Origin of the sequence: Planomicrobium sp. CPCC 101110, from assembly GCF_007859395.1 — a bacterium.
Lineage (GTDB): Bacteria > Bacillota > Bacilli > Bacillales_A > Planococcaceae > Planococcus.
In genome coordinates this window covers 236,750-258,862 of the sequence record NZ_VOHD01000003.1, presented here as the reverse complement: position 1 = coordinate 258,862, position 22,113 = coordinate 236,750, and the positions used below count along the sequence as shown (strand labels likewise).

The window sequence follows — 22,113 nt, the reverse complement described above, 5'->3', positions numbered from 1 at the left end:
AATTAGCGGGATTTGCCTCCCGAAATGTTGATGGTAGTGCCAGTTATATAGGTCGAGTAATCAGAAAGCAGGTAATTGACCAAATCCGCCAGTTCCTCTAAACCGCCCGGCCGACCTAGAGGGATGGTGCTTGCATAGTTGCCGTCCAGTTGTTCGACCGCAACATTTCTAGTGTAGGCCAAGCTTTCATTGTAAGCGTCTGTCCGCAATCCTGTTTTTTCCATGATGCCCGGTGCAACGCCTACAACACGGACCCCGTATTTCCCAAGTTCTTTAGCCCAAGATCTTGTAAAACCATTCAATGCGCCTTTTGTTGCGGAGTAGCAGCTTTGTCCAGCAGAACCTTCTGCTCCTGATTCAGAGGACATGTTGACAATCACGCCGCCTTTTTGTTTCACCATATGTTTGGCGACCGCTTGGGCACAAAGATAAGGACCCTTTTGATTTACCGCTACCATAAAGTCGAAATCTTTTTCGTTCAGCTCATATTCAGGTTTTTCCCCTCTTGCATCAACTAGAAGACGCGGAAGGTTGACGCCTGCATTATTTACCAGGCCATCAATTTTCCCGTAAGTTTCCAATGTCAGATCGACCAAGCTATCTACACTTTCCTTGTTCGTTACATTGCATTGGACTGTGAAAACTTCGTCTTCCCGAAGCCCCGTCTCTACGTTCAAATCAGCAACAACCACACTGGCTCCGCTTTTTTGCAATTGCTTGGCGATCTGCTCTCCAATGCCCGAGTTACCGCCTGTAATAATAATTACTTTTCCATCCAATCGAATTCCTGTTTTCACCATTTGTCCACACTCCATCCCGCCCCTTTTGAAGAGGCAATTTTATTCTTATTCCACTATCTCTTTATTACCGTTCCACCTTTATAACGTCCCCGACTTTGATTTGGCTGATTTCTTTGTTTTCAAGCGCTAGAGTACCAGGAAGTTCAACTTCTTCAGTGCCATTAAAATCAAATGTGATGTGTCCCAGCGATTTCAAGTTCTTGTTAACTGCTTCTCCTACCCCGATGATGCGGTAGGAATCATTGCCGATGAAAAGCGTGTCCCCCACTTCAATGTTCTCCTTCAAGTCGTTTTCCGAATGGAGAATGCAGAATTCAGCCAGTTCTTCAGGGGCATTGTCTTTGAATGTGATGAGCATTCCTTGCTCCAAAAACTCGTTTACGGATTCGCCAAGTTTAGTTACTACTGTGTTATAGATTGTCTTTGTCATGTGTTTTATCCACCTTTATAAATTTTATGAATCGTACATACCAAAACTTGCAAGCCAAGCAATGAATACCGTCGGCGCTCCTGTTAGGAATCTGCCGTATAATACTGCAGGCACTCCTACTTCGACTGTCTGTGGTTCCGCTTCTGCCAGACCAAGCCCTACAGGTACAAAATCTGCTGCCGCTTGTGCATTAATGGCAAATAACGCCGGCAATGCATATTGAGGTGGAATGTTTCCTCGGCCGATCTCTACGCCGATCAATGTACCGATAACCTGTGCAATTACTGCTCCAGGCCCCAGGAAAGGGGAAAGCAAGGGGAACGATACGATTGCAGCCAAACCGATAAGGCCCCAGACGCTGCTGCCTAAAGGAGAAAGGAAATTAGCGATGACATCCCCAATTCCAGTCCCTAAGATGACACCGATCAGCATGGCCACAAACGCCATGAACGGCAAAATCGTTTTAAGAACAGTATCAATGGCGTCACGCCCTGCTTGATAAAAGACGCTGACCACACCGCCCATGAGCTGGCCCACTTTTGCCATGATGTTTCCTTGGGATTGCTGCGTGATTTTTTTTGAAGTGTCATACTTTCGTGCTTGCCCTGTCTCTTCCAACTTCTCGGTCGCCGCTTCGACGTTTGTTTCTTTTGTACTTTCTTGTGCACTTTCATTAGCGCTTTCAGTCGCTATCGAAATGCTTTCAGGTTTTACTGCTGACACATAAATATCTTCAGTGATGAATTTTGCCATCGGGCCGCTCTGTCCTGTCGCCATCAAATTGATAGTTGGGATTCTCTTTTTCGGATAAAGTCCGGCGCGCAAAGTACCGCCGCAGTCAATGATTACACAAGCAATTTCATCTTCAGGGACGGAAGTTCGGAAGCCATCTACTAGCTCCCCGCCACTTACCTCCGCTATTCTTTGTGCAACAGAGGACATGGTTCCTCCAGTAATATTGACTATCTTATTTTTTTTGTCATTGACCGTTACATGCAAAGGTCCGCCAAATCCGCCGCTTCCAGCTTTTACAACAACCGATTTATATTCGCCCATTTAAGCCGCTTCCTTTCTTTCAACTAATTCTTTCGAAAGTTTGATGCCCTGTTGTCTTTCTACATACGCTACGCATAAGTCTGTAACCCATCCTCTAAGCATGTTCGTAGCCATACCGACCAGTAAATATCTGATAGCCAGCTCTCCTGTTGAAAGGCCAAGTTGAGTGATGCCTGCTGCAATCCCGAGGAAAACGAAAAGTTCTGCCGGGTTGACGTGAGGGAACAATCCATTCATCGAGTGGCATGAATAACTTGCTGATGCATAATATCCTGGCTTGTATCTTTCCGGCAAAAAACGTCCGAGAGATAAGGTCATGGGATTCAGCAAGAAAAACGTGCCTACAAACGGCAATACCAAGTAACGCAGGAAAATGTTTTTTGACGATGCCATGGCCAACTTGTTGATGCGCTCTTCCCCGATCAATCGGATGGCTGCGTTCATCGCCACTAATAATACGATCAAAAGCGGGATGATTCCTGTGACAAATCCGGTAAACACTTCTCCACCTTGTTCAAAGAGACCGATAAATCCTTCTGCTAACCTTACTAATAGATCCATATTCCATACCTCCTAATTTTTTCTGAATCCAGAAACCAATTCTCCAAGCGGGCTTTTAGAGGCAGGGATTTCTTCTCCTCTGGCAACCTTCTTGTAAATTTCCACTGCTTCGTCGAACGCTTTCTGTGTGAAGCGATCCAACTGCTGATAAACTTCGGGATCGATGTTGAGCAAAGACTGATTTTCCAGCAAAGAGAAACGTTTAAACTTTGCAAAAATCGTCAAGCCCTGCATTTTCCTTGCATCCATTATTTTTTTATCCTTGTCCAAAGACATCAAAAGAACAACACCCGTGCGCACTATTCCTTTGGAGCGCCCGATAGAGACGGGGCCGGAAGCACGCAGCGCCGAATAGTTTTTGTTGAAGTCCTTCAACTGATAAGTCCCTAGAAAAGTTTGAAGCACCCAAGCAACCATAATGGCGACCATTATCAATAAAATTTCCATCGCTAATTCCTACTTTCTCTTACTGGATATCCATGGCTTTAATAATTTCTGCTGTAGTTTCTTCACCTGTAAGGAGTACATTGATCCACTTTTCGCACCTTGCACCGATGGCTCGGCTTTATTTTTTTCAGTAAGCAACTCCGCTGGAACAATTCCATTCCTTCAGTTTTACCGAATGAATTGAAACGGTTCTGTCGGAAAGCCGAGATTCCTTTCATACGAAGCAGCTTCTTATTTTCTCTTCAACTTCAATTCGCTCGTTCAATCTGCTTGTTGCTTATTTTTTATAGCGCTTTCTTTTTGCGCTTTCATATAGCGGCTGTTATCCTTCCTCTTCCATCCTCCTTCTCTTTTGCACATATGAGCAATACATGCACATATGTGATGTAAGTGCTTTCAGTTTATAGGGTGATTATGGAGTTGTCAATCATTTATCTGAAAAATAAATGCCGCTTTCAAAGTTTTGGGACGATTAAGATTACTGCAGATGAATATTTCCTAAACAAAAACCTTTCTAAAAAGCACCCATTAACAAAAAAAGACTGAAAAGGAATTGGCATCGAATTCCTTTCCAGCCTCTGATTTCAAGATTTGCAGTGATGATGTTTTATGCCTGTGTAATCGTTGGGGAACCATAATTTCGAGCGATAGAAAGCTGCATCAGAATGCATCAGTCTTCTAAAAAAGGGCCATGTGATTTTCAAAATCAAGCTGCCCGTTCTTTTTTGGATCATGGACTGTCCAGATATTTTCTTAAAAATATCTTTTGCATCTTATGTAAATATCAGGCCTCCTGTACATCCGTTTTTGTCATAGGCAATATGACAAAGATTCGTTTTTGTTATACATAAGGCTGTGTTACGTTTCTATTAATAGAAATTTCAAGTTAAGAAAGGTGGATCTCCTTGTTTTTTGTAAGCGATATTCTGGAAACAGCGCCGACCGACTATAAATCTCCCTTGCAAAAAATGGTTTACGAAACACTGGCAAAGCTGCATATTTTTTTTGAACGGGTGGATACCGACGAAGCGATTTCAATGGAAGAGTGTATCGAAATCAATCAAAAATTGAATATGAAAATGGTAAAAACGCTTTTCCTTTGCAACAGTCAAAAGACAGAATTTTATTTGTTTATCACTGCTGCTGCAAAACCCTTCAAATCAAAAAACTTCAGCAATGCACTTGGCATTTCGCGCGTATCTTTTGCCCCTGCGGAAATGATGGAAAGTATATTGGGAACGAAAGTTGGCGCCGCCACTGTATTTGGCGTTTTGATGGATAACGATGAACTTGTGCAAGTTGTGGTTGATGAGGAAATCCTTTTGGAAGAATGGTATGGATGCAGTGACGGAACCACAACCGGATATATGAAAGTCAAAACAAAGGAAATCATCGATATTTTCCTTCCTTCCGCTAAGCACATTCCGGTCGTCATCCCCTATAAAATATAGAAAAAGAACCAAGAAAAGAGCGTCTCTTAAAAAAACATGGACTAACTCACAACGGAAGAAGCTGTCCCCGGAAATCCACATGGGACAGCTTCTTTTACTGTTTGGGCACCTTTTGCTGCAGCCTTTTCATATCACTTGGCAGATGCGTTCATAAAGCGTTTCGTAAACTGGATGGATTGATTTTCGCTGATGAATGTGGAGCCTAAAAGCAGGACGCCGCCGAGCATCTGGACAATGGTCATCTGTTCTTGCAGGATGAGCCAGGAAATCAGAATTGCCACAAAAGGATCGACATAGCTGAGCATTGCAATGCTCTGTCCCTTTAGCTTTTGCATGCCGGAGAAAAACAGCCAGAATCCGATTCCCGTGTTCACGATTCCTAGTATCAAGATGAATGGAATGGAGGAAGGAGACACTTCAAGAATGCTGACCCCTTCGGTAAAAAGCACATACGGCAGGAGAAGAAGCGCCGTCACTCCAAGCTGTATGATGGTGATTTCCAGTTTGGCCAGGCCCCGGATAAATTTATTCAATAACATTAAGGCTGCATAGAATGCAGCGGCCGTTAACCCGAACGAGATGCCGATTACATCCCCTGTTCCGGCTGCACTAAAGCCGTTGCCCACTATCAATATCAGGCCCAATACCGCTGCGCCGATGCAAACAACCTTTTTGGCTGGCAAGTTTTCCTTAAGGATAAGGGGCGAGAGAAGCATGACAAACACAGGCGCAAAGTAATACCCCAGTGTGGCGTTCGTGATGGTGGTGTATTCATACGATTTATAAAGGAAAATCCAGTTGCCGCCCAATGCGATGCCCGAAAATAAGAGTATCGCTGCATTGGCTTTCACCCGTTTCCACGGAATTGATCCTTTCATCAAGAAAAAGACGAACATTAAAAACAGGCAGCCGATCGAACTGCTGAGCAAGGCCGTTTCACTTGAAGAAAGCTCGATATATCTTACAAAAACACCTATCGTACCAAATATCACCATCGACAGGATAAATTGAACTTCAGATTTCATTTTCTGCTCCTCCTCGCTCTCGAACCGCTTGACGCTGGATGGAATGCGCATCCGCTTTTGGAAGCATCATTCGATAAGTACCAGTGGAAAAATGATTACTTTTTCTTATTTGTATTTTTCCTACTCATAAAATATCATGGATGTAACCATTACAAAAACGAATGTTTGTCATAGGTTGCATTACAAAATGGAATGGAGGAAGAAGCGAGTGAATCTGCAGAAGTACTTGGCATTTGTGAAGGCTGCAGAATATGGCAGCTTCACTAAAGCGGCGCAAAGCTTAAATTATACGCAGTCGGGAATCAGCCGCATGATCCATGATCTGGAGAAGGATTGGGATGTTTTCCTTTTTGAACGGGGGCGGGAAGGCATCCGCTTGACCTCTGATGGCATCAAGCTATTGCCCCAATTGAAGCGGATCTGCAATGAGCAGGAAATCCTTAAGAGGCAGATAGAAGAACTCCATGATATGCAGTCCGGCGTCATTCGGATCGGGACATTTTCCAGTGCCGCCACCCATTGGCTCCCGAACATCATCAAGATTTTCAAGAAGGACTATCCCAAAATGGATTTTGAACTGTTGCTCGGAGACTATACAGAAATTGAAGGCTGGATCTTAGAGGGGCGCGTTGACTTCGGTTTTTTGCGGCTTCCGGCAACAGCTGAACTTGAAACCGTCCTGCTGGAAAAAGACCGGCTGCTGGTGGTAATTCCCGAAGACCATCCGATGGCGGATTGCGGGAAGTTCCCCATCAGCGAACTGACGAAAAGCCCGTTCATGCTGCTCGAAAAAGGGGCCAAAGCCGAAATTGCCGAAATTTTTGAGAAGCACCGGATTTCACCGGAAGTTCATTTCACCACATGGGATGACTATGCCATTATGTCCATGGTGGAAAACGGGCTGGGCATCAGTATATTGCCGGAGCTGATTTTGCAGCGCATTCCTTACCGGATTGTTGCAAAAGAGCTTGAAGTTCCAGCCTATAGGGATATCGGCATTGGAATGAGAGAGCAAAAATCTCTTTCCCGTGCAGCCAAGAGATTTATGGAGTATTTATCCTTCAGGCGATATTAATAGTTTTAACGATGAAAATATACGCAAACGAACAAAAGGAAGGGAGGAAACTGGATATCCAGCTTCCTCCCTTCCTTTAAAATGGCCATAATTTCACAGACATCATCAGCAAAATTCACATTACATATCCTTCATTCAATGATTTTCCATAGCTTTAAGGATTTCAGCGGCGGTTTCTTCATCGGTAATGAGTACATTGATGAACTTCCCGCGCATTGCGCCGATGATCGACTCAGCTTTATCCCTTGAATAGGCAACCCCGATGGAATAATTCAATTCCTTTAGTTTTTCCAATTGAATCGAAATGGTTCTGTCGGAAAGCGGAGATTCAATCAATTCACCGGACAAGGTATAAAACCGTGAACAGATGTCCCCGACCACGTGGCGGCTTTCCAATAATTGCTGATCCGACTCTCCAAGAATGCCGCTCCATACCATATTAGAGGAGCTTGTTTGCGAGCCGATTCCGACAATTGCTACCGTAAGGTTTTCCCACAGCTCTAAAATCTTTTTCATGAAACTCGCTTCCAGGATTTCCTTCGTCGTTTCGCTCGATCTGTAGACTGCTGCCGCATCGATAAAATAAGATTTGCCGCCGAAAATTTCTGCCAGCTTATAGACAATGGCATTGACGTGGTATTCTACGTCCATTTCCCCCGGTCCTCCGACAAGAGGAACACACTCCACGTTTTTGGGAGCGATGTCTGTTAAACGGGAAACCATATTCCCTAGAGTCGTCCCCCAAGCCGAACCAATGATGTCCTTATCATTGACGATGCGGTTCAGGAGTTCGGAACAAGCCCGCCCTATCATTCCTTCAACTTCAAAACGAGTCGAAGCATGGCTTGAAGGAACAATTACAATCTCTTTCATACCGAAGTGACTTCTTATTTTCTCTTCAATTTCGATTTGTTCATTCACTTTGCTCTTTACTTCTATTTTTACGATTCCTTCTTTTTTTGCTTTCTTCAGCATTCTGCCTATAGTCGTGCGGTAAATGCCTAATTCTTTGGATATCTGCGCCTGCGTATAGTCTTCCTCGTAATATAGCTTTGCAATTTTATACAGCAACCGTTCTTCTTCCCAGTTCAAGTGACCACTCCTTTGCACATATAATCAAACAGTGCACATATGTCGTGTAAATGCTTTCAGTGTATAGGGTGTATTTGTACGTGTCAATAGCTTGCCTAAAGGTGAAAGTTCTTTGGAAATGTTAATAGCAACTGCTAACTCTACCCCAAAAACTTTAAGTCCTTAGCTTTTCCACAGTATGGCCTAAACAATTCATATTGAACTTGTCCTTTTTTTCTTTTTCTTGTATTAATGGACCTTATCGCTTCCAATAACCTAGAGATATGTGGACCAGAGAGTTAAAATATGAATTGCTGAATCGCTGCGGTTTATCATTCATTTTGAGATGGTTTACTGCTTAATGCAGTATTCCATCGCTTCTTAAACTATCTACATTGAAGTTATTCCATATCGCGAAGGATTAATAACTGTGTCTGAGAAATAACATCGACTTGTTTGTCCCCTTTTGTGTAGATCACAGACGCTCCTTCTCTCTCCTGCTCTTCCCATCCGTTAACTTTCAGAACTATTTTATACCCGAATGGAATGCCATTCTCCTCAGATGCCGGAGCCCAATTATAAGTTCTGGCATGTCGATTTGCTTCTATCAATTCGGCTTTTTTGGGAACAGGGAAATCCGATACCTCCTCAGAAGGTTGGTAAGAAAAAAATATTGTATAGCAAAAAATTCCGCTTATAAGAAGCAGTGAGGCTGCAAACAGCGAAAATGTTTTCCTTTTCATTTCCTCAGTCCTCTCTAAATTACTCCTTTTGTATAATTCGATATGATGATACACGACTATCCTATAGGTGCTGAGAGTTGAAGAATTTTTGACTTTTTCTGTATACCTCCATCGTTACACTGATTTATTTTATTATCTGAGTTGGATTAGAATCTATCCAAATAAAAGTTGTTTTAGCTATTATTGGGTTAACGTTTTTACCAAAGATACGTATAAACCTTTATCAACCCTTACTTGTAATTAGAAAAAGTAAAGTTGCCCTTTATACCTCTTTATTCTTCACCTTTTTGTAGTTAATTCTTGATATAAAAACAGTGGTAGCAGGATCTAGTATTAATTTCACTTTCTCTGTTCTTGTATTGTTTTATTGCTTGTTAGGAAGCATTGTCTATAGAAAACCTGTTTCATTATTGGCTGATTTAGTTACAGCGAATGTTAGAAAATATCGTATATACCTTTTTTTTAGTGCATATTGGATTCGGCTTGCTTGCTTTCTTTCTTTTTTCTTGTGATGATCTTAACTGCGTTCATAGCAGTATTGTTTTTCCTTATAGACGAATTTTTAAGAAAAAAAGAATCTATCTCTTTTGAAATATAACTTCGCCTTAAACCGCATATATTTATGCGGTTTTTATTGCTTGGTATCGGTAGATCGGTAATCAAATAGCATATTGATACTGCTTATTCCGAGAATCTGAGTGTAACTTAATTCATAATAAGTTACATTCACATTATAGATAGAACAGCTAAAGTTGAATAAGCCTCAGTGTAATACTGAACTTGTCTAATTTCTTTTTAAGTTAGGTTGTATGAATAATCTTCCAACATATATAATCAAAATGATGCTAATAAGTGGAATCCATCTTACTTCTCCAAAGAGAATAAGGTGCAAAATAACTGATACTACAAATGTTACTAATGCCACTGTGAGTGCATCTTTTAAGTACTTGGTCATTAGGAAACCTCCCCCCATTAAAATCATATTACTCCATAAGATATCTACTTTTACTTCTCTTCCTATCCAAGCTTAAAATCTTTACTAAGGCAATAGAATGGAATCTGAATGTAAAACAATTACCATTAAGTTACATTTGTATGTACTAAAAAAGAAATCTTTTTTTTAGCAGCCTACTATATTTTCAAAGCTATCGGATAGCACTTTTCGATTGATAGAAATTCCTCAAACCATTTTATAAAAACTTGCCTGATTCTTAATGCAAGTTCATCAATCGATTTCACATGAGGCAAGAGCTCTACAATATCTCTGATTTCAGGGTCGTATTCGTCCTCCGGGCACCCAAGATCCAAAAAACCAATCGGATCCCATTCATCAATGATACTTTTTACAAATTTATAGTCATTCATAGCCCGTCCCCTTAATCTGTGCTTTAGTTTTTCTAGTAACGCCTTATTTCTAGCGAAACCGCAGGTAACTTAACTGCACTTAATTTGCATTCACTTTCAAATATCATCTACATTTAGACTAACATTAATTCCCATAATATGTAGATGAAATAATCACCTTTGCTTTCTTGAATAAAACCGTTCGTAAAAGTACACGTTTCCGAACACTTTAAAAAGGGCTGTAAACAAAGAAAAGAACGTTCGTAAACGTGTCAAACACTTTACGATCGTTCGCGATTCTCGCCTATACAATTATGAACGGTTTTGCTCATCAGCAGCAAAGTTTAAACCCACAACTTTCAATTGAAAGCTAAGGAAATCCCCAATTCATAGAAACTCTAAAAATCGAAAGCTTCGAACACTCCACTTCACTCTCGATTCTGCAGCAAGCTCGTATTTTCCCAATCTGCATTTCCATAAGAAAAACCGCTTATCCATGTACGGATGAGCGGTTTAGCGGGAAATCCATTTTATTTTTGCCAATCAAACTTCAGGAAAATCAGCCGCCGATATACGACATGCCGATTTTCCTGCGGTTTTTGGCGGTCTGTTCTGTCCGTTCATCGGAATAGCGGTCCGCCCGGCCTTCCCAGACGCCGCTGATCGCCCGATAGAGTTCTTCGTCATTCAAGCCGCCGCGCAGCAGTTCCCGGATATCGAAGCCGTTTGTTGCGAACAGGCACGTATAGAACTTGCCATCGGACGACAGCCGTGCGCGCGTGCACGAGGAACAGAACGATTCCGATACCGACGTGATAAAGCCGACCTGGGAGTCGCTGCCTTTGAAACGGTAGCGCTTCGCGACTTCCCCGAAATAATCCTCATCGACCGGCTCGAGTTCGTAAACCGTCTGAAGCTTTTCGAGGATTTGCTTTTTCGTCACCACTTTTTCGAAGCTCCAGCCGTTGTCATTGCCGACATCCATGAATTCGATAAAGCGCAATGTAATGCCGCGTTCCTTGAAATAAGCGGCCATCGGCAGGATTTCATCTTCGTTGACGCCTTTTTGGACGACCATGTTGACTTTGATGTCGAAGCCGACCGACTTGGCATAGTCGATCTGCTTGAGGATGCGCGACGGTTCGACGCCTCGGCCGTTCAGCTTGCCGAAAAGTCCCGGTTCCAGCGCATCCAGGCTGATGTTCAGCCTTCTCAGGCCTGCATCATAAAGCGGCTGCGCGTGCTGGCCAAGAAGCAGGCCGTTTGTGGTCAGGCCAATATCTTCCACACCCTCAACAGACAAGATTTTACCGACGAGTTCCGGGAGGCCGCGCCGCATGAGCGGCTCGCCGCCGGTCAGCCGGATTTTCTTGACGCCCATCGAGACGAACAGTTTTGTCAGCCGGTGGATCTCTTCAAACGACAGCAGTTCCTGCTTCGGCAAGAAGGCATAGTCATCGCCGAATATTTCTTTTGGCATGCAGTAGGAGCAGCGGAAATTGCAGCGGTCCGTCACCGAAATCCGGAGATCGCGGATCGGCCGCCCGAGTTTGTCAGTTAGCGGATTGGCATTCATCTGCGGTGCACCTCCCTTTCTATTCATCCGGTCTGTTGATGTTGCGGAAAACGCTTGAGTCTCCGTTGATCACTGCAGAATCGAGCCAAGCGGTGCCGGCTTTTTCCATGAATACCATGACGCGCCGGCCTCCAGCCTCAAGTTCTTTCTTGAGCGCTTTTTGGAGGCCGGTTTTCCAGATGCTGAACAGCGGCACCCTTGCATCCGGTGTCCGGATGGCTGTGATGTTCTGCGTTTTATCCATCTGTTCGACGAGCCTTGCGGTTTCAGCAGAAGTGACAAACGGCATATCGCACGGCAGGACGATGTAGCAGCTGCCCGGTCTCTGGGTCATTGCTGTCAAAATGCCGGCAAGCGGCCCTTGTCCCGCAACAGCCGGAAGATCTGTAATAACGTCCAATTCCATTGGAAAACGGGGCTGAAGTTCGGGATGGGATACGATGACAACCCGGTCGCATACCGCATCCAGCGCCTGATACGCTCTTTCGTAGAACTTTTCGCCATCGATCTCCGCGAACGCTTTTGGCGAACCGAAGCGCCGTGACTCGCCGCCCGAAAGCAGAATGCCGATCCGTTCGGTCATCCGCCGCTTACCGGCGGAATAAATGCCGCGGCGTCACCGTCTTCAAGAACATCTGCCGGCAGGGCGTATTCCTCGTTGATGGCGACTCGCGCTGAAGCCCTTTCGATGCCCGGGTATTTGTCGGCTGCCCATTCCATAAGCTCCTCGACCGTTTTGCCGGCAAGGTCCGCCTGTTCCTGGGACGTGCCCGTCAGTTCACGGAGTCCCGCAAAATAATGCAACGTAATCATTGGTTTCCCCCCTCCGGCTTTTTCTTTTGGTCACCGATCCATTCTTCGCCGTCTTCCCAGATCTCTTTTTTCCAGATCGGCACGATTTCCTTGATCCGTTCGATTGCGTACTCGTTCGCTTCATACGCCGCTTTGCGGTGAGGCGACGACACGGCGATGACAACGGCGATGTCGCTGATCTGCAGTTCACCGATGCGATGCGCGATCGCGGCTTGTGCGCCTGGCCATTTTTCTTCGATTTCACGCCCGATTTGCGCCAGCTTTTTCTCGGCCATCGGCACGTATGCTTCATAAGCAAGATACAACGTCCGGACCCCTTTTGTCCATTCCCGGACATGCCCCGTGAACAAGGTTACCGCACCCGCTTCCGGACGCAGTACGAAATCTGCGTAGATTTGCGGATTGATCGGTTCTGTCACCACTTCAAATGCTTTCATCTTTTTCACCTTCCATCCATTTCAAAAACCAATTTTCGAGCTCTTGTGCGCCATTCCGCTCCATCGTTTCAACTTCGCCCATACGTAAGCCTTCGGGCGCTAGCACAAGAATTATCCCTTGGAGCCGTTTCAGCTCCACCCAATCTTCTTCCGAACGGACGAGGACGATTTTGTCATATTCCGCTTTCTTATAGCCTTCGACAAGGATGAAATCCGGCTTTGCCATAAGCGCCATCGGGATCAAACTGTCCAACCCTGAATCCCTTTGCCGCTGATGCAGCTGGATGACCCCGCCGCCGCAGACAATCGAACTCTCCGCTCCGGCATCAAAAAAACGCGTGCTGTCTGCTGTTCCGGGCGGCATCTCAGGCGGGCCGCCGTGGCCGTGGTGCTTGATGGCGGAGACGGCCTTGCCGTTTTCCTTTGCTATGCCGATCAAACGGGACAGCAAAGCGGTTTTCCCGCTGTTTTTAAAACCTACAATCTGCAGTATTTTTACAGCGCCCATTCGTTTGACCCTTCCTCCACGCCAAGGAGCAGGACATCGACCATCGTACCCGCCTGATAGCCCCGAGTCCCGCCCGGCAACACGATGAGCGCGTTGCCGCGGGCGATGGAGGATACCGCGTTCGACATATTGAAGCCGGCCGGTTGGACGGACGCGCCGTCATAAGCGGCCCGTATAAAGCGGGTGAACGGGTTCGGCTTTTCGAAATCTTCCGCAAGCACCGCTTGAGTGTGCGGCAAATATAGCTTGTCCGCTCCCATCATTTTCAGGATCGCCGGACGGACGAACAGTTCAAAGCCGGTAAAACAAGCGGAAGGATTGCCGGACAGGCCGAAAAGATACTTGCCGTTCGCCACTGCCACAGTCGTGACACTCCCCGGGCGCATGGCGACTTTATTGAACAGCACGTCGGCGCCCAGACGTTCGTAGATTGCCGGCAGAAAATCGAAGTCGCCGACTGAGACGCCGCCGGTCGTGATCAGGATGTCGGTTTCTTCCGCTGCCTGTTTCACCACCGCAAAGCTTGCATCCAAATCGTCAGCCGACATGCCGTATGTTCTGCAGCGGATGCCCATGCGCATTAGCTGCGCTGCGATCATCGGGCCGTTGCTGTTGCGGATTTTGCCGGGCACTAGCGGTTCGCTTACGTCTAAGAGTTCAGTACCGGTCGACAGGATGCCGACCACGGGCAGTCTTGCCACAATAACTTCTGCGTAGCCAAATGTCGCGAGCACCGCTACGGTTCCGGGATGGATAAAACTGCCGCTTTCAATAATGGCGTCGCCTTTTTGCATGTCTTCCCCTTGCAGCGATACGTTCTCGAGCGCCTCAAACGGTTTCCGGATAGTGATTGAAGAGCCGGAATCGACCGTCTGCTCGAACATGACGACCGAGTCTGTACCCGCAGGCAGCGGCGCACCGGTCATGATGCGCACCGCCTCTCCTTCTTGTACCGTTTTCCCGGAAACGGCGCCTGCCCCGATATGGTCGATCACTTCGAACCTTTTGCGGTTTTCGCCGGATGCCCCGGCCGAATCTTGCGACCGGATGGCAAAGCCGTCATAGGGCGACCGGTTGAACGGCGGTACATCATGGGAGGCCTTTACCGGCTCCGCCAAAATCCGTCCATAGCTGTCGCCAAGCGCTACCCGTTCTGTTCCGAGCGCCTGCGCTTTTTTAATCACCCGTTCCACGGCTTCCGCCACCGGAATCGGTTTTCGGTGTTCCACCACTGCTCTCAACTCCTCCGCCAGTTCTGCTATACTGGACATAATCTATTATGAAAGGATGATTCCGTTGTCTGAACTGACTCATTTCAATGAACAAGGACGCGCCAAGATGGTCGACGTTTCCGAAAAAACCGACACGGTCCGCACGGCGCGCGCCAAATCTTCAGTCGTCATCAACGAAGCCATTTACCGCCAGATCAAGGACGGCACGAACAAGAAAGGCGACGTTTTTGCGGTTGCGCAAGTGGCCGGCATCATGGCCGCAAAAAACACGGCGCAGATCATCCCGATGTGCCACCCGCTTGCATTAAGCGGCGTCGATATCCGGTTCGACTGGAATGTCGACGAAGCGGCGGGCCATTTTGAAGTGCTTTTGCTCGCTACGGTCAAGACAAAAGGGCCGACCGGCGTCGAAATGGAAGCTCTCACTGCGGCATCGGCTGCGGCGCTGACCATCTACGACATGTGCAAGGCAGCCGGCAAGGAAATGGTCATCGGGCCGACGATGCTGCTTGAAAAAACAGGCGGCAAGTCGGGTGACTATTCCCGGGGCTGATGGTGCTTCGTCAGCTCAAAAACGATGTGCCGTATTTCCGGAAGAACAAGCCGCGTCATTGCAAGCTTCACTGCCCCACGGGAACCCGGCAGGACAAAGATGGCTTTGTCACCCGCCACACCTGCCGCCGCGCGGCTCAGAAGCGCTTTTGTGCCGACATCTTCCGAGAAGCTGACGTAACGGAATAGTTCACCGAAACCGTCCAACTGCTTCTCAAACAGCGGACTCACAGCTTCAAGCGTCACATCCCGCTTGGCGATCCCGGTCCCTCCGGTCGTCACTATAACATCCACTTTCTCTTCCTGCAGCCAGTCCTCCACCGCCTGCCGGATGCGCTGCGCATCATCCGGCACGATTCCATAAGCTGCCACATGCAGCCCTTTTTCTTCCGCCAATTTCCGGACAAGCTTTCCGCCGAGGTCGGTCTCTTCGGTCCGCGTATCGCTGACGGTCAGCACCGCCAGGCGGATTTGTTTTTCATGCTTAAAGGATTCAGACATCGCGTTTCTCCCTTTCCGTTTCACCCAAACAATTGATGGTACAATTTCCGCCCTTCGGAAATGCTGCGGATGCCGTGGATCAAAAGCCGGCCGTTGCCGAACAGGACCATGCGGTGGCCAAAAGCGTGCAGCTCCACAAAGTAGGGCGTGCGCTTCACTTTCGCGTCCAGATTCCGTCCCGCTTTTTCCGCGTCTTCCAGAGTGATTGGCCGCGTCACATCCGGCAGCACCTGCACAGCGTCCCTGCCGCAAAGCACGGCGTAAGCACGCTCGGCCGTTTTATCCAGCGATGGATAAGCCGGCTCTGCTCCGCAAGTTTCGCAAGCCGGGTTTCGGATGCGAGAGATACCGATATCCAGCTGCGTGTTGTCCCACAAATTGAAATGATGGACTTTCTTCCGCATAGCGCCTTGGTTGCCGCTCAGCCACTTCATCGCTTCAGCGCTTTGCAGCGCCGCAGTCACTTGGACAGCCGGCGAAATGATGCCTACTGTATCGCAGGTTTCATTGACAGCGGGCAGCACCGGCATCAAGCAGCGGAAACAGCCGGTTTCTCCCGGAATGAACGGAAAGATGACGCCGGAACTGCCGACGCAGGCGCCGTAAATCCACGGCACTCCGTATTTGGCGGAAGCGTCGTTAATCAGCAGACGGGTTTCGAAATTGTCCGTCGCATCCATGACCAAATCGCTTTGGGCAATCAGTTTCTCCATCAGCACGGCATCCAGATTGTCAAGATACGTAAAAAGCCGCAAGTCGCTGCGGATCGCCTTTAGGCGCAGTTCGGCAGCCGCCACTTTCGGCATCATGTCTTTCGCGTCCTGCTCCGTAAACAGCTGCTGGCGCTGCAGATTCGAAACTTCGACATAGTCGCGGTCGACAAGATGGATCTCACCCACACCGGCACGCGTCAACGTTTCGGCAATCGCCGAGCCGAGCGCGCCGCAGCCGACAATGGTGACGGTGGCATCCCCTATTAACGCCTGTCCGCTTTGGCCTATGGGCTTGAATAATGTCTGCCTGGAATAGCGCTCTTCCATTCGCGGTTCCCCCTTTCCTTCACTCCGATGTTTATGCTTTAAGCTTACCACGGGCGCTGCTCTTGCTGAACAGCTAACGCCTGATTACAAAAAAGCTTTCCCGAAATCCCGGGAAAGCTCGCCTACAGTTGTTCGGTCATATGGCCTTTTTCAATCCGGACGACCCGGTCCGCCAAGCGTTCCGCGTCGGCTTTCCGGTGCGTGACAAAAATCACCGGTATCTTCCAGCGCTCATGGATGCGCACCAATTCGTCCTGGCAGCGGCGCGTATTGTCATCGTCGAGTGCCGAAAACGGTTCATCAAGCAGCAAAATGTCCGGCTTTGCAGCCAATGCCCGTGTCAGCGCCACACGCTGCTTTTCCCCGCCTGAAATCTGGTGCGGGTATTTTGGCAGCAACCTGCGGATGCCGAGTATGTCGGTCAGTTCCGTCACATGCGACAGATCCGAACCGCGCGATGTGCCGTACAGGATGTTCTCCTCTACCGAAATATGCGGAAACAAGGCATAGTCCTGGAACAGGTAGCCGACTTTCCGCTGCTGGATTTTCATCGGCTTTTTCCCTTCTTTATAAAAATCCCGGCTGTTCAAAATGATTTCGCCGCGGTCCGGCTGGTCTATGCCAGCGATGCAATTGAGCAGCGTCGTCTTGCCGGAACCCGAAGAGCCGACAAGCGCCATGATTTCATCCTCCAGCCGGAACTGGACAGCCAGTTCAAAATGCTCTAAAGTTTTTTGGAAATCGACCGTCAGCATACGCGTCACTCCCTTCCGATGCGGACCGCTGTTTTTTTGCGCCAATAATTGACCCAGGTGATGGCGGCGATCCCGACCGCGGATATGACGATGACCCAGAACGCCGCTTTTTCCATATCCCCTGCTTCATAGGCGAAATAGATGGCGAGCGGCACCGTTTCCGTCACTCCCGGAATATAGCCGGCAATCATCAAAGTCGCCCCGAATTCGCCGATGCCCCGTGCAAACGCCATGATCAGACCCGCGAGGATCCCCGGCCAGGCAAGCGGAAACGTGATGGTCCGGAACACCCGCCATTCGGAGACGCCCATTGTCCGGGCGACATTTTCCCAGCGCGGGTCGACTTTTTCAAAAGCTGCTATGACGCTTTGGTACATGAGCGGCAGCGAGACGACGAACGACGCAATGGCCGCGCCGGTCCAGGTGAAGACGATGCGGATCCCGAACCAGTTTTCAAGCAGGCTGCCAAGCGGCCCATTCGTCCCGAACAGCACAATGAGCCCGAAGCCGATGACTGTCGGCGGCAGGACCAAAGGCAACAGAATAAGCGCCTCAATGGCGCTTTTGCCGAAGAACTCGCGGCGGCTCATCAAGCGTGCCAAGGCGATGCTTGCGAAAAAGACGAAAAACGTGGAAATCACGGCGACTTTCAGCGACAGAAACAGCGGCGACATATCGTACGCCATCATGACCCTTCCCCGCTTGCCGATATGAAGCCGAATTCCTGAAAGAGCTTCTGCCCTTCCGGCCCCGCCAGGAATTTCAGGAACGCTTCAGCCGCTTCCCGGTTTTGGCTGCCGGACGCAATCCCGCCCGGATAAACGACAGGCTCCCGGTCTTCCGGAAATTCCGCGATGCCCATTATTTTTTCCGAGGTGGCGGCATCGGATGCATAGACGATGCCAAGCGCCGCATTTCCGCTTTCCACATACGTCAGCACCTGGCGCGCATCTTTGGCATACACCAGCTTGCCGTCGAGCGAATTCCATAGCTCCAAGCCTTCGAGCACTTCTTTTGTATAGCGGCCGAGCGGCACGCTTTCCGGCTCCCCGACCGCAATGGTTTCAACATCCTCCAAAAGTGCACCGAACTCGGCGCTTTCCGCCAACTCGGCACTTGAGGCCAGCACGAGCCGGTTTTTTGCAAACGGCACCACAGTGTCTTTCTGGATCAGCTGCTGCTCTTCCAGCAATTTCATGTCGGCTTCGCTTGCCGATAAAAAGAGGTCCACCGGCGCTCCTTGTTCAAGCTGGGCCCTCAACTTGCTCGAAGAGCCGTAGTTGAAGGAAAGCTCAACGTCCTGACCGGTTTTCCGGAATTCCGACGCCGCTTTTTCCATGACGCCCGATAAACTCGACGCCGCAGAAATCAGCAGTTTATTATCATTTCCGGCTTCCGGCTGGCCGCAGGCTCCCAGCAGAAAAGCCGCCAGTATTGTCATGATGATCAATTTTTTCATTCTTCTAACTCCTCTATCCTCAAACCTAAAGGACCGGCTTTTCGATGTCAACCGTCTGTCTCCCGTAAGCCCTGCCCACAGCCTTTTCCAAAATAATTTGGTTCTTCCATTGTAACAGTTCGCTTTATTCGTTAAAATAATCTTGTTAGAAAATTATATAAACTACAGATCCTTATCAAGAGAGGCAGAGGGAATGGCCCGATGACGCCCGGCAACCGCTATATTGTAGTATGGTGCCAAATCCAGCAGGACGGCTTGTCCTGAAAGATGAGGAAGAGTGCACCGTTGCGAAAGCCCACCTCTTCCTCCTCTTAGGAAGAGGTTTTTATTGTTGAAATCTGCACACACAAATAGAGGAGTGATCCCATGAAATTAACCAAAGCAGAACGCATCAAACGGACAAGAGTCCCGACGGCAGACATAGACCCGGCTCTGGCGAAGCGCCTTCCGCCAGGCCAGGTGCTGACCGAACGCTTCCCTGTTCTCCACGAAGGGGAAGTGCCAGTCTATGACATGAGTGAATGGACATTGAAGATTTTCGGCCTCACCGACCGGGAAGTGGTGCTGTCATATGACGATATTCTGCGCATGCCGCAAACGACAATGACGCGCGACATCCACTGCGTCACCCGCTGGTCGCGTTTTGACAACACATTCACTGGCGTCCGCTTCCAGGATCTTATGAAGGAGCTGGGCATTACGCCAAAAAGCGGGTATGTCATGCTTCACGGCGACTATGACTATACGACAAATGTGCTGCTCAGCGACCTGGACCGGGAAGACGTTCTTCTCGCCCATTCGCTGGACGGCGAACCGTTGACTGCCAAGCACGGCTACCCGCTCCGCTTTGTTGTGCCTCACCTCTATTTCTGGAAAAGCGTCAAATGGGTGCGCGGCATCGAATTCATCGACGAAAACCAGCCGGGATTCTGGGAACAGAACGGCTTCCATTTGAACGGCGATCCGTTCAAAGAGGAACGCTTCTCCGGCGAGGACCTGGAGATTCCGGAAGATGAATGGGAAAAGAAAGAGTTCGACTGATGCGTTCAGCTGGACAGCCCGTTCTTTGGCGACATCAAAAAAAGCCCGGTCGAAATTCAATTTCGACCAGGCTTTTTGGCATTCAAATCCATTTTTTCACTTGTCTGATGCGATTTCGTCTTTTTGGTACTCCAGAATGTCCCCGGGCTGACAGTCGAGCGCTTTGCAGATCGCTTCCAGTGTCGACAGCCGGACCGCTTTCGCTTTACCGTTTTTCAGGATGGACAAATTGGCCATCGTAATTCCGACGCGCTCCGAAAGTTCGGTCACGCTCATTTTCCGTTTCGCGAGCATCACGTCAATATTGATTATAATCGCCATAATTTCACCTCAGACCGTTAAATCGTTTTCAGATTTGATATCAATGGCATTCTGCAGCAGCTTTTGAAGAACAGCCGCGAACACCGCTATTACGAATGCGCCGAACGAAATGATCATCCCAAGCCCTCCGAGACCCGGAGCGTCATCCACTTCCGCCACGTACATGATGATCGGCAAGGACAGTAAAAAGAATCCCGTAATGGCAATTGCACAAAGTTTGATATTCTTCAAGGCCTTCACTGACAATTCCGAGAAGGCGACGTTCCTGTCGATATAGCTTAAAAGCTTCAGCGTCTGGTATAAAGCCGCAAAATACGCGATTGCCGACGCGTACATCGAAATCAAAAAGACGTATTGCAAAAAAGCCATTTTCGGTATGACTTCCGCGACAAAGGACGAAAGCGGAGGCACCACAAAGATGCAAATCGCAAGCGCCGGCAACGCCATAAGAATAATAACCGCCTTCAAAAAAAGTGTTTCCCGTTTCATATAAAGCACCTCGCTTGTTTAGTGATTACATTGATTCTAACAAAGTATTTATCGTTTTACAATAAAATATTGTTGATTTTCAGTTTTTTATTTTTCCTTTGGCTAAAGAAGCCGATAGACAAACCCGCTCCTGCCCGGCGATAAATTTTACTGGCCGCCCTTCCCATCCAAGGATTGAAAGGCAGCGATTTTGGCTAATATAGATATAAACGCCCTTTTAGGTTTGTTCGGATGAAAAAACAAAAAGACTGCCAATGTCAGAAAGAAGGGAGACGAAATGAAAACCTCACTTAAAATACTGCCGCTTATTCTATCAAGCATCATTGTTTTACTGGGCATTGTCCTGGTTGGCGGAAGTATTTTTCTCAGCAAATTTCTTGAGGAAAAAACGCAAGAGGATCTGACTTATTTCCAGTCCATCAAGATGCTCGTCAATACGAATTTCGACAGCGCAGCTGAAAGGCAGCTGAAAGAGACGAACCTTCGGGAAGACCACCATCACATTTCCATCTATTATGAAAGCGATTTCTCTCCTCTCCTTCCCCTTACGAGAGATACCTTGGACTGGGCGATGGAACGCAACGGGGAACTGTTCGGAGAATTGGATGAGCAAAATCTGGACATTATCGTTTTTGAAAATGATGCCGATATGGGCCAGCTTTCCGATCTGAAAAATATATCCGGGTTCTATTCGGAATTCGAGCGCCTGCTTGGCATCATCTACTACAACAAAGAATCGATTTTGGCCGGAGAGGAGCTGGCCTTATACCGTTTTCAGAAGAACATTCTGCATGAATACACCCACTATGCGTTTGAACGGAAAATAGACCAGACGAAAGCGGACGACTCCACGCTCTACCCCGTCTGGTTCCATGAAGGGATAGCGGAATATATAGGCAATGACAAGATCCGGGTCGAGCATTCCTATTTCCAGGACGTCCCGCTCGAGAAACTGACAACCCACGACCAATGGCAAAAAGCGCGGTTCAGGGACAAGGCGAATGTTTACGAACAAAGCTATTTTGCGGTCAAATTCCTGGTCAATCAATACGGTGAAGATTCGCTCAACGAACTGATCGAATCCGTAGGCAGGACCAAGGATTTCGAGAAAAGCTTATTGGAATTGACCGGCATGACGCTGCCGGAATTTGAACTAGCATTGAAATCGCATTACCTGAAGTAACTGAAAAAGGCGGCCTGATGAAACCTGCTCCTCGCAGAGTTTATCAGGCTGCCTCTTTTTATGGCGGATGCTTCAGCAGGTTATATAAAAACATGAGTCGTGCATGTAGAGGGCTTGAATCGTCATGTAAGAACCTTAGAAGCTCATGTGGAAATTAAAAAAACCTTGAAAAAAGGCGTGGAAATACGCTAAAGCGCCCACAG

The 22,113-nt window shown here is 47.9% G+C and carries 28 protein-coding genes and 1 riboswitch; of the genes, 5 read left to right on the top strand and 23 right to left on the bottom strand.

Features of this window, described 5'->3' with window-relative positions; genetic code table 11:
- Nucleotides 1-2: 2 nt before the first annotated feature.
- The 5 genes from FQV30_RS01520 to FQV30_RS01500 all read right to left on the bottom strand — a co-directional run bounded on the left by FQV30_RS01520 (nucleotide 3) and on the right by FQV30_RS01500 (nucleotide 3,294).
- Entirely contained in the window at nucleotides 3-800 is a 798-nt protein-coding gene (locus FQV30_RS01520; protein WP_146498382.1) for an SDR family oxidoreductase, read from the bottom strand.
- 64 nt (nucleotides 801-864) lie between these two features.
- The gene (locus FQV30_RS01515) at nucleotides 865-1,230 is read right to left on the bottom strand and encodes a PTS glucitol/sorbitol transporter subunit IIA (RefSeq protein ID WP_146498381.1); all 366 of its coding nucleotides are present in this window, start codon (nucleotides 1,228-1,230) and stop codon (nucleotides 865-867) included.
- 24 nt (nucleotides 1,231-1,254) lie between these two features.
- Nucleotides 1,255-2,286: a PTS glucitol/sorbitol transporter subunit IIB gene (gene srlE, locus FQV30_RS01510; RefSeq protein WP_146498380.1), complete on the bottom strand. Its 1,032-nt coding sequence runs from the start codon at nucleotides 2,284-2,286 to the stop codon at nucleotides 1,255-1,257.
- On the bottom strand, nucleotides 2,287-2,847 hold the full coding sequence (srlA, locus tag FQV30_RS01505; protein WP_146498379.1) for a PTS glucitol/sorbitol transporter subunit IIC: 561 nt from the start codon (nucleotides 2,845-2,847) through the stop codon (nucleotides 2,287-2,289). It lies immediately after the preceding gene.
- 12 nt (nucleotides 2,848-2,859) lie between these two features.
- The gene (locus FQV30_RS01500) at nucleotides 2,860-3,294 is read right to left on the bottom strand and encodes a transcriptional regulator GutM (protein ID WP_146498378.1); all 435 of its coding nucleotides are present in this window, start codon (nucleotides 3,292-3,294) and stop codon (nucleotides 2,860-2,862) included.
- Between the two features lie 905 nt (nucleotides 3,295-4,199).
- On the opposite strand from FQV30_RS01500, the gene FQV30_RS01495 reads away from it, so the two are divergent.
- A complete protein-coding gene (locus tag FQV30_RS01495) occupies nucleotides 4,200-4,745 on the top strand; it encodes a prolyl-tRNA synthetase associated domain-containing protein (protein ID WP_146498377.1) in 546 nt (181 codons plus the stop codon).
- A 131-nt stretch (nucleotides 4,746-4,876) separates the two neighbouring features.
- Here FQV30_RS01495 and FQV30_RS01490 read toward each other — a convergent pair whose 3' ends face one another.
- Nucleotides 4,877-5,770: a DMT family transporter gene (locus FQV30_RS01490; RefSeq protein WP_146498376.1), complete on the bottom strand. Its 894-nt coding sequence runs from the start codon at nucleotides 5,768-5,770 to the stop codon at nucleotides 4,877-4,879.
- A gap of 208 nt (nucleotides 5,771-5,978) precedes the next feature.
- Here FQV30_RS01490 and FQV30_RS01485 point away from each other — a divergent pair, with 208 nt between their 5' ends.
- A complete protein-coding gene (locus tag FQV30_RS01485; protein ID WP_146498375.1) occupies nucleotides 5,979-6,845 on the top strand; it encodes a LysR family transcriptional regulator in 867 nt (288 codons plus the stop codon).
- A gap of 135 nt (nucleotides 6,846-6,980) precedes the next feature.
- Here FQV30_RS01485 and FQV30_RS01480 read toward each other — a convergent pair whose 3' ends face one another.
- The 10 genes from FQV30_RS01480 to FQV30_RS01440 form a co-directional block, all read right to left on the bottom strand.
- A complete protein-coding gene (locus FQV30_RS01480) occupies nucleotides 6,981-7,937 on the bottom strand; it encodes a sugar-binding transcriptional regulator (RefSeq protein ID WP_146498374.1) in 957 nt (318 codons plus the stop codon).
- 380 nt (nucleotides 7,938-8,317) lie between these two features.
- Nucleotides 8,318-8,659 (bottom strand): hypothetical protein, encoded by a 342-nt coding sequence (locus tag FQV30_RS01475; protein WP_146498373.1) that lies wholly within the window; start codon nucleotides 8,657-8,659, stop codon nucleotides 8,318-8,320.
- Nucleotides 8,660-9,443: 784 nt separating this feature from the next.
- Nucleotides 9,444-9,614: a hypothetical protein gene (locus FQV30_RS17835; protein WP_186725490.1), complete on the bottom strand. Its 171-nt coding sequence runs from the start codon at nucleotides 9,612-9,614 to the stop codon at nucleotides 9,444-9,446.
- Between the two features lie 176 nt (nucleotides 9,615-9,790).
- Nucleotides 9,791-10,024: a DUF1871 family protein gene (locus FQV30_RS01470; protein ID WP_146498372.1), complete on the bottom strand. Its 234-nt coding sequence runs from the start codon at nucleotides 10,022-10,024 to the stop codon at nucleotides 9,791-9,793.
- 538 nt (nucleotides 10,025-10,562) lie between these two features.
- A complete protein-coding gene (gene moaA / locus FQV30_RS01465) occupies nucleotides 10,563-11,579 on the bottom strand; it encodes a GTP 3',8-cyclase MoaA (protein WP_222434307.1) in 1,017 nt (338 codons plus the stop codon).
- A 19-nt stretch (nucleotides 11,580-11,598) separates the two neighbouring features.
- Nucleotides 11,599-12,162 (bottom strand): molybdenum cofactor guanylyltransferase, encoded by a 564-nt coding sequence (mobA, locus tag FQV30_RS01460; protein ID WP_146498370.1) that lies wholly within the window; start codon nucleotides 12,160-12,162, stop codon nucleotides 11,599-11,601.
- Entirely contained in the window at nucleotides 12,159-12,392 is a 234-nt protein-coding gene (moaD, locus tag FQV30_RS01455; RefSeq protein WP_146498369.1) for a molybdopterin converting factor subunit 1, read from the bottom strand. The genes mobA and moaD overlap by 4 nt, the downstream gene beginning before the upstream one ends.
- The gene (locus tag FQV30_RS01450; RefSeq protein ID WP_146498368.1) at nucleotides 12,389-12,829 is read right to left on the bottom strand and encodes a molybdenum cofactor biosynthesis protein MoaE; all 441 of its coding nucleotides are present in this window, start codon (nucleotides 12,827-12,829) and stop codon (nucleotides 12,389-12,391) included. The genes moaD and FQV30_RS01450 overlap by 4 nt, the downstream gene beginning before the upstream one ends.
- Nucleotides 12,816-13,337, bottom strand: coding sequence for a molybdopterin-guanine dinucleotide biosynthesis protein B (mobB, locus tag FQV30_RS01445; RefSeq protein ID WP_146498367.1), 522 nt, complete (start codon nucleotides 13,335-13,337; stop codon nucleotides 12,816-12,818). The genes FQV30_RS01450 and mobB overlap by 14 nt, the downstream gene beginning before the upstream one ends.
- Nucleotides 13,325-14,569, bottom strand: coding sequence for a molybdopterin molybdotransferase MoeA (locus FQV30_RS01440; RefSeq protein ID WP_146499534.1), 1,245 nt, complete (start codon nucleotides 14,567-14,569; stop codon nucleotides 13,325-13,327). Before FQV30_RS01440 ends, mobB begins: the two co-directional genes overlap by 13 nt.
- A 64-nt stretch (nucleotides 14,570-14,633) precedes the next feature.
- Here FQV30_RS01440 and moaC point away from each other — a divergent pair, with 64 nt between their 5' ends.
- Entirely contained in the window at nucleotides 14,634-15,122 is a 489-nt protein-coding gene (gene moaC / locus FQV30_RS01435; protein ID WP_146498366.1) for a cyclic pyranopterin monophosphate synthase MoaC, read from the top strand.
- Here moaC and FQV30_RS01430 read toward each other — a convergent pair.
- From FQV30_RS01430 to modA, 5 genes are all read right to left on the bottom strand, one after another.
- Nucleotides 15,107-15,622 (bottom strand): MogA/MoaB family molybdenum cofactor biosynthesis protein, encoded by a 516-nt coding sequence (locus FQV30_RS01430; protein WP_146498365.1) that lies wholly within the window; start codon nucleotides 15,620-15,622, stop codon nucleotides 15,107-15,109. The two genes, moaC and FQV30_RS01430, sit on opposite strands and share 16 nt — an antisense overlap.
- A 20-nt stretch (nucleotides 15,623-15,642) precedes the next feature.
- On the bottom strand, nucleotides 15,643-16,662 hold the full coding sequence (locus FQV30_RS01425) for a ThiF family adenylyltransferase (protein WP_146498364.1): 1,020 nt from the start codon (nucleotides 16,660-16,662) through the stop codon (nucleotides 15,643-15,645).
- Nucleotides 16,663-16,784: 122 nt separating this feature from the next.
- Complete coding sequence (locus tag FQV30_RS01420; protein WP_146499533.1) at nucleotides 16,785-17,417, bottom strand: ATP-binding cassette domain-containing protein; 633 nt, start codon at nucleotides 17,415-17,417, stop codon at nucleotides 16,785-16,787.
- A gap of 5 nt (nucleotides 17,418-17,422) precedes the next feature.
- Nucleotides 17,423-18,106 carry a molybdate ABC transporter permease subunit gene (gene modB, locus FQV30_RS01415; protein WP_146498363.1) on the bottom strand — a complete coding sequence of 228 codons (684 nt, stop codon included), beginning with the start codon at nucleotides 18,104-18,106 and terminating at the stop codon, nucleotides 17,423-17,425.
- Nucleotides 18,103-18,876 (bottom strand): molybdate ABC transporter substrate-binding protein, encoded by a 774-nt coding sequence (gene modA / locus FQV30_RS01410; protein WP_146498362.1) that lies wholly within the window; start codon nucleotides 18,874-18,876, stop codon nucleotides 18,103-18,105. Before modA ends, modB begins: the two co-directional genes overlap by 4 nt.
- A 169-nt stretch (nucleotides 18,877-19,045) precedes the next feature.
- Nucleotides 19,046-19,150: riboswitch (SAM riboswitch) on the top strand.
- Nucleotides 19,151-19,242: 92 nt separating this feature from the next.
- Here modA and FQV30_RS01405 point away from each other — a divergent pair.
- Nucleotides 19,243-19,917, top strand: a complete 675-nt coding sequence (locus FQV30_RS01405) for a sulfite oxidase-like oxidoreductase (RefSeq protein ID WP_146498361.1) — start codon at nucleotides 19,243-19,245, stop codon at nucleotides 19,915-19,917.
- 96 nt (nucleotides 19,918-20,013) lie between these two features.
- On the opposite strand, the gene FQV30_RS01400 is transcribed toward FQV30_RS01405, so the two are convergent.
- Together FQV30_RS01400 and FQV30_RS01395 are read right to left on the bottom strand one after the other, a co-directional pair.
- Nucleotides 20,014-20,238 carry a helix-turn-helix domain-containing protein gene (locus FQV30_RS01400; RefSeq protein ID WP_146498360.1) on the bottom strand — a complete coding sequence of 75 codons (225 nt, stop codon included), beginning with the start codon at nucleotides 20,236-20,238 and terminating at the stop codon, nucleotides 20,014-20,016.
- 9 nt (nucleotides 20,239-20,247) lie between these two features.
- Entirely contained in the window at nucleotides 20,248-20,727 is a 480-nt protein-coding gene (locus tag FQV30_RS01395) for a DUF2975 domain-containing protein (protein WP_146498359.1), read from the bottom strand.
- A gap of 277 nt (nucleotides 20,728-21,004) precedes the next feature.
- Between FQV30_RS01395 and FQV30_RS01390 the strand changes: the two genes are divergently transcribed.
- Complete coding sequence (locus FQV30_RS01390; RefSeq protein WP_146498358.1) at nucleotides 21,005-21,910, top strand: peptidase MA family metallohydrolase; 906 nt, start codon at nucleotides 21,005-21,007, stop codon at nucleotides 21,908-21,910.
- The last annotated feature ends 203 nt before the right edge of the window (nucleotides 21,911-22,113 follow it).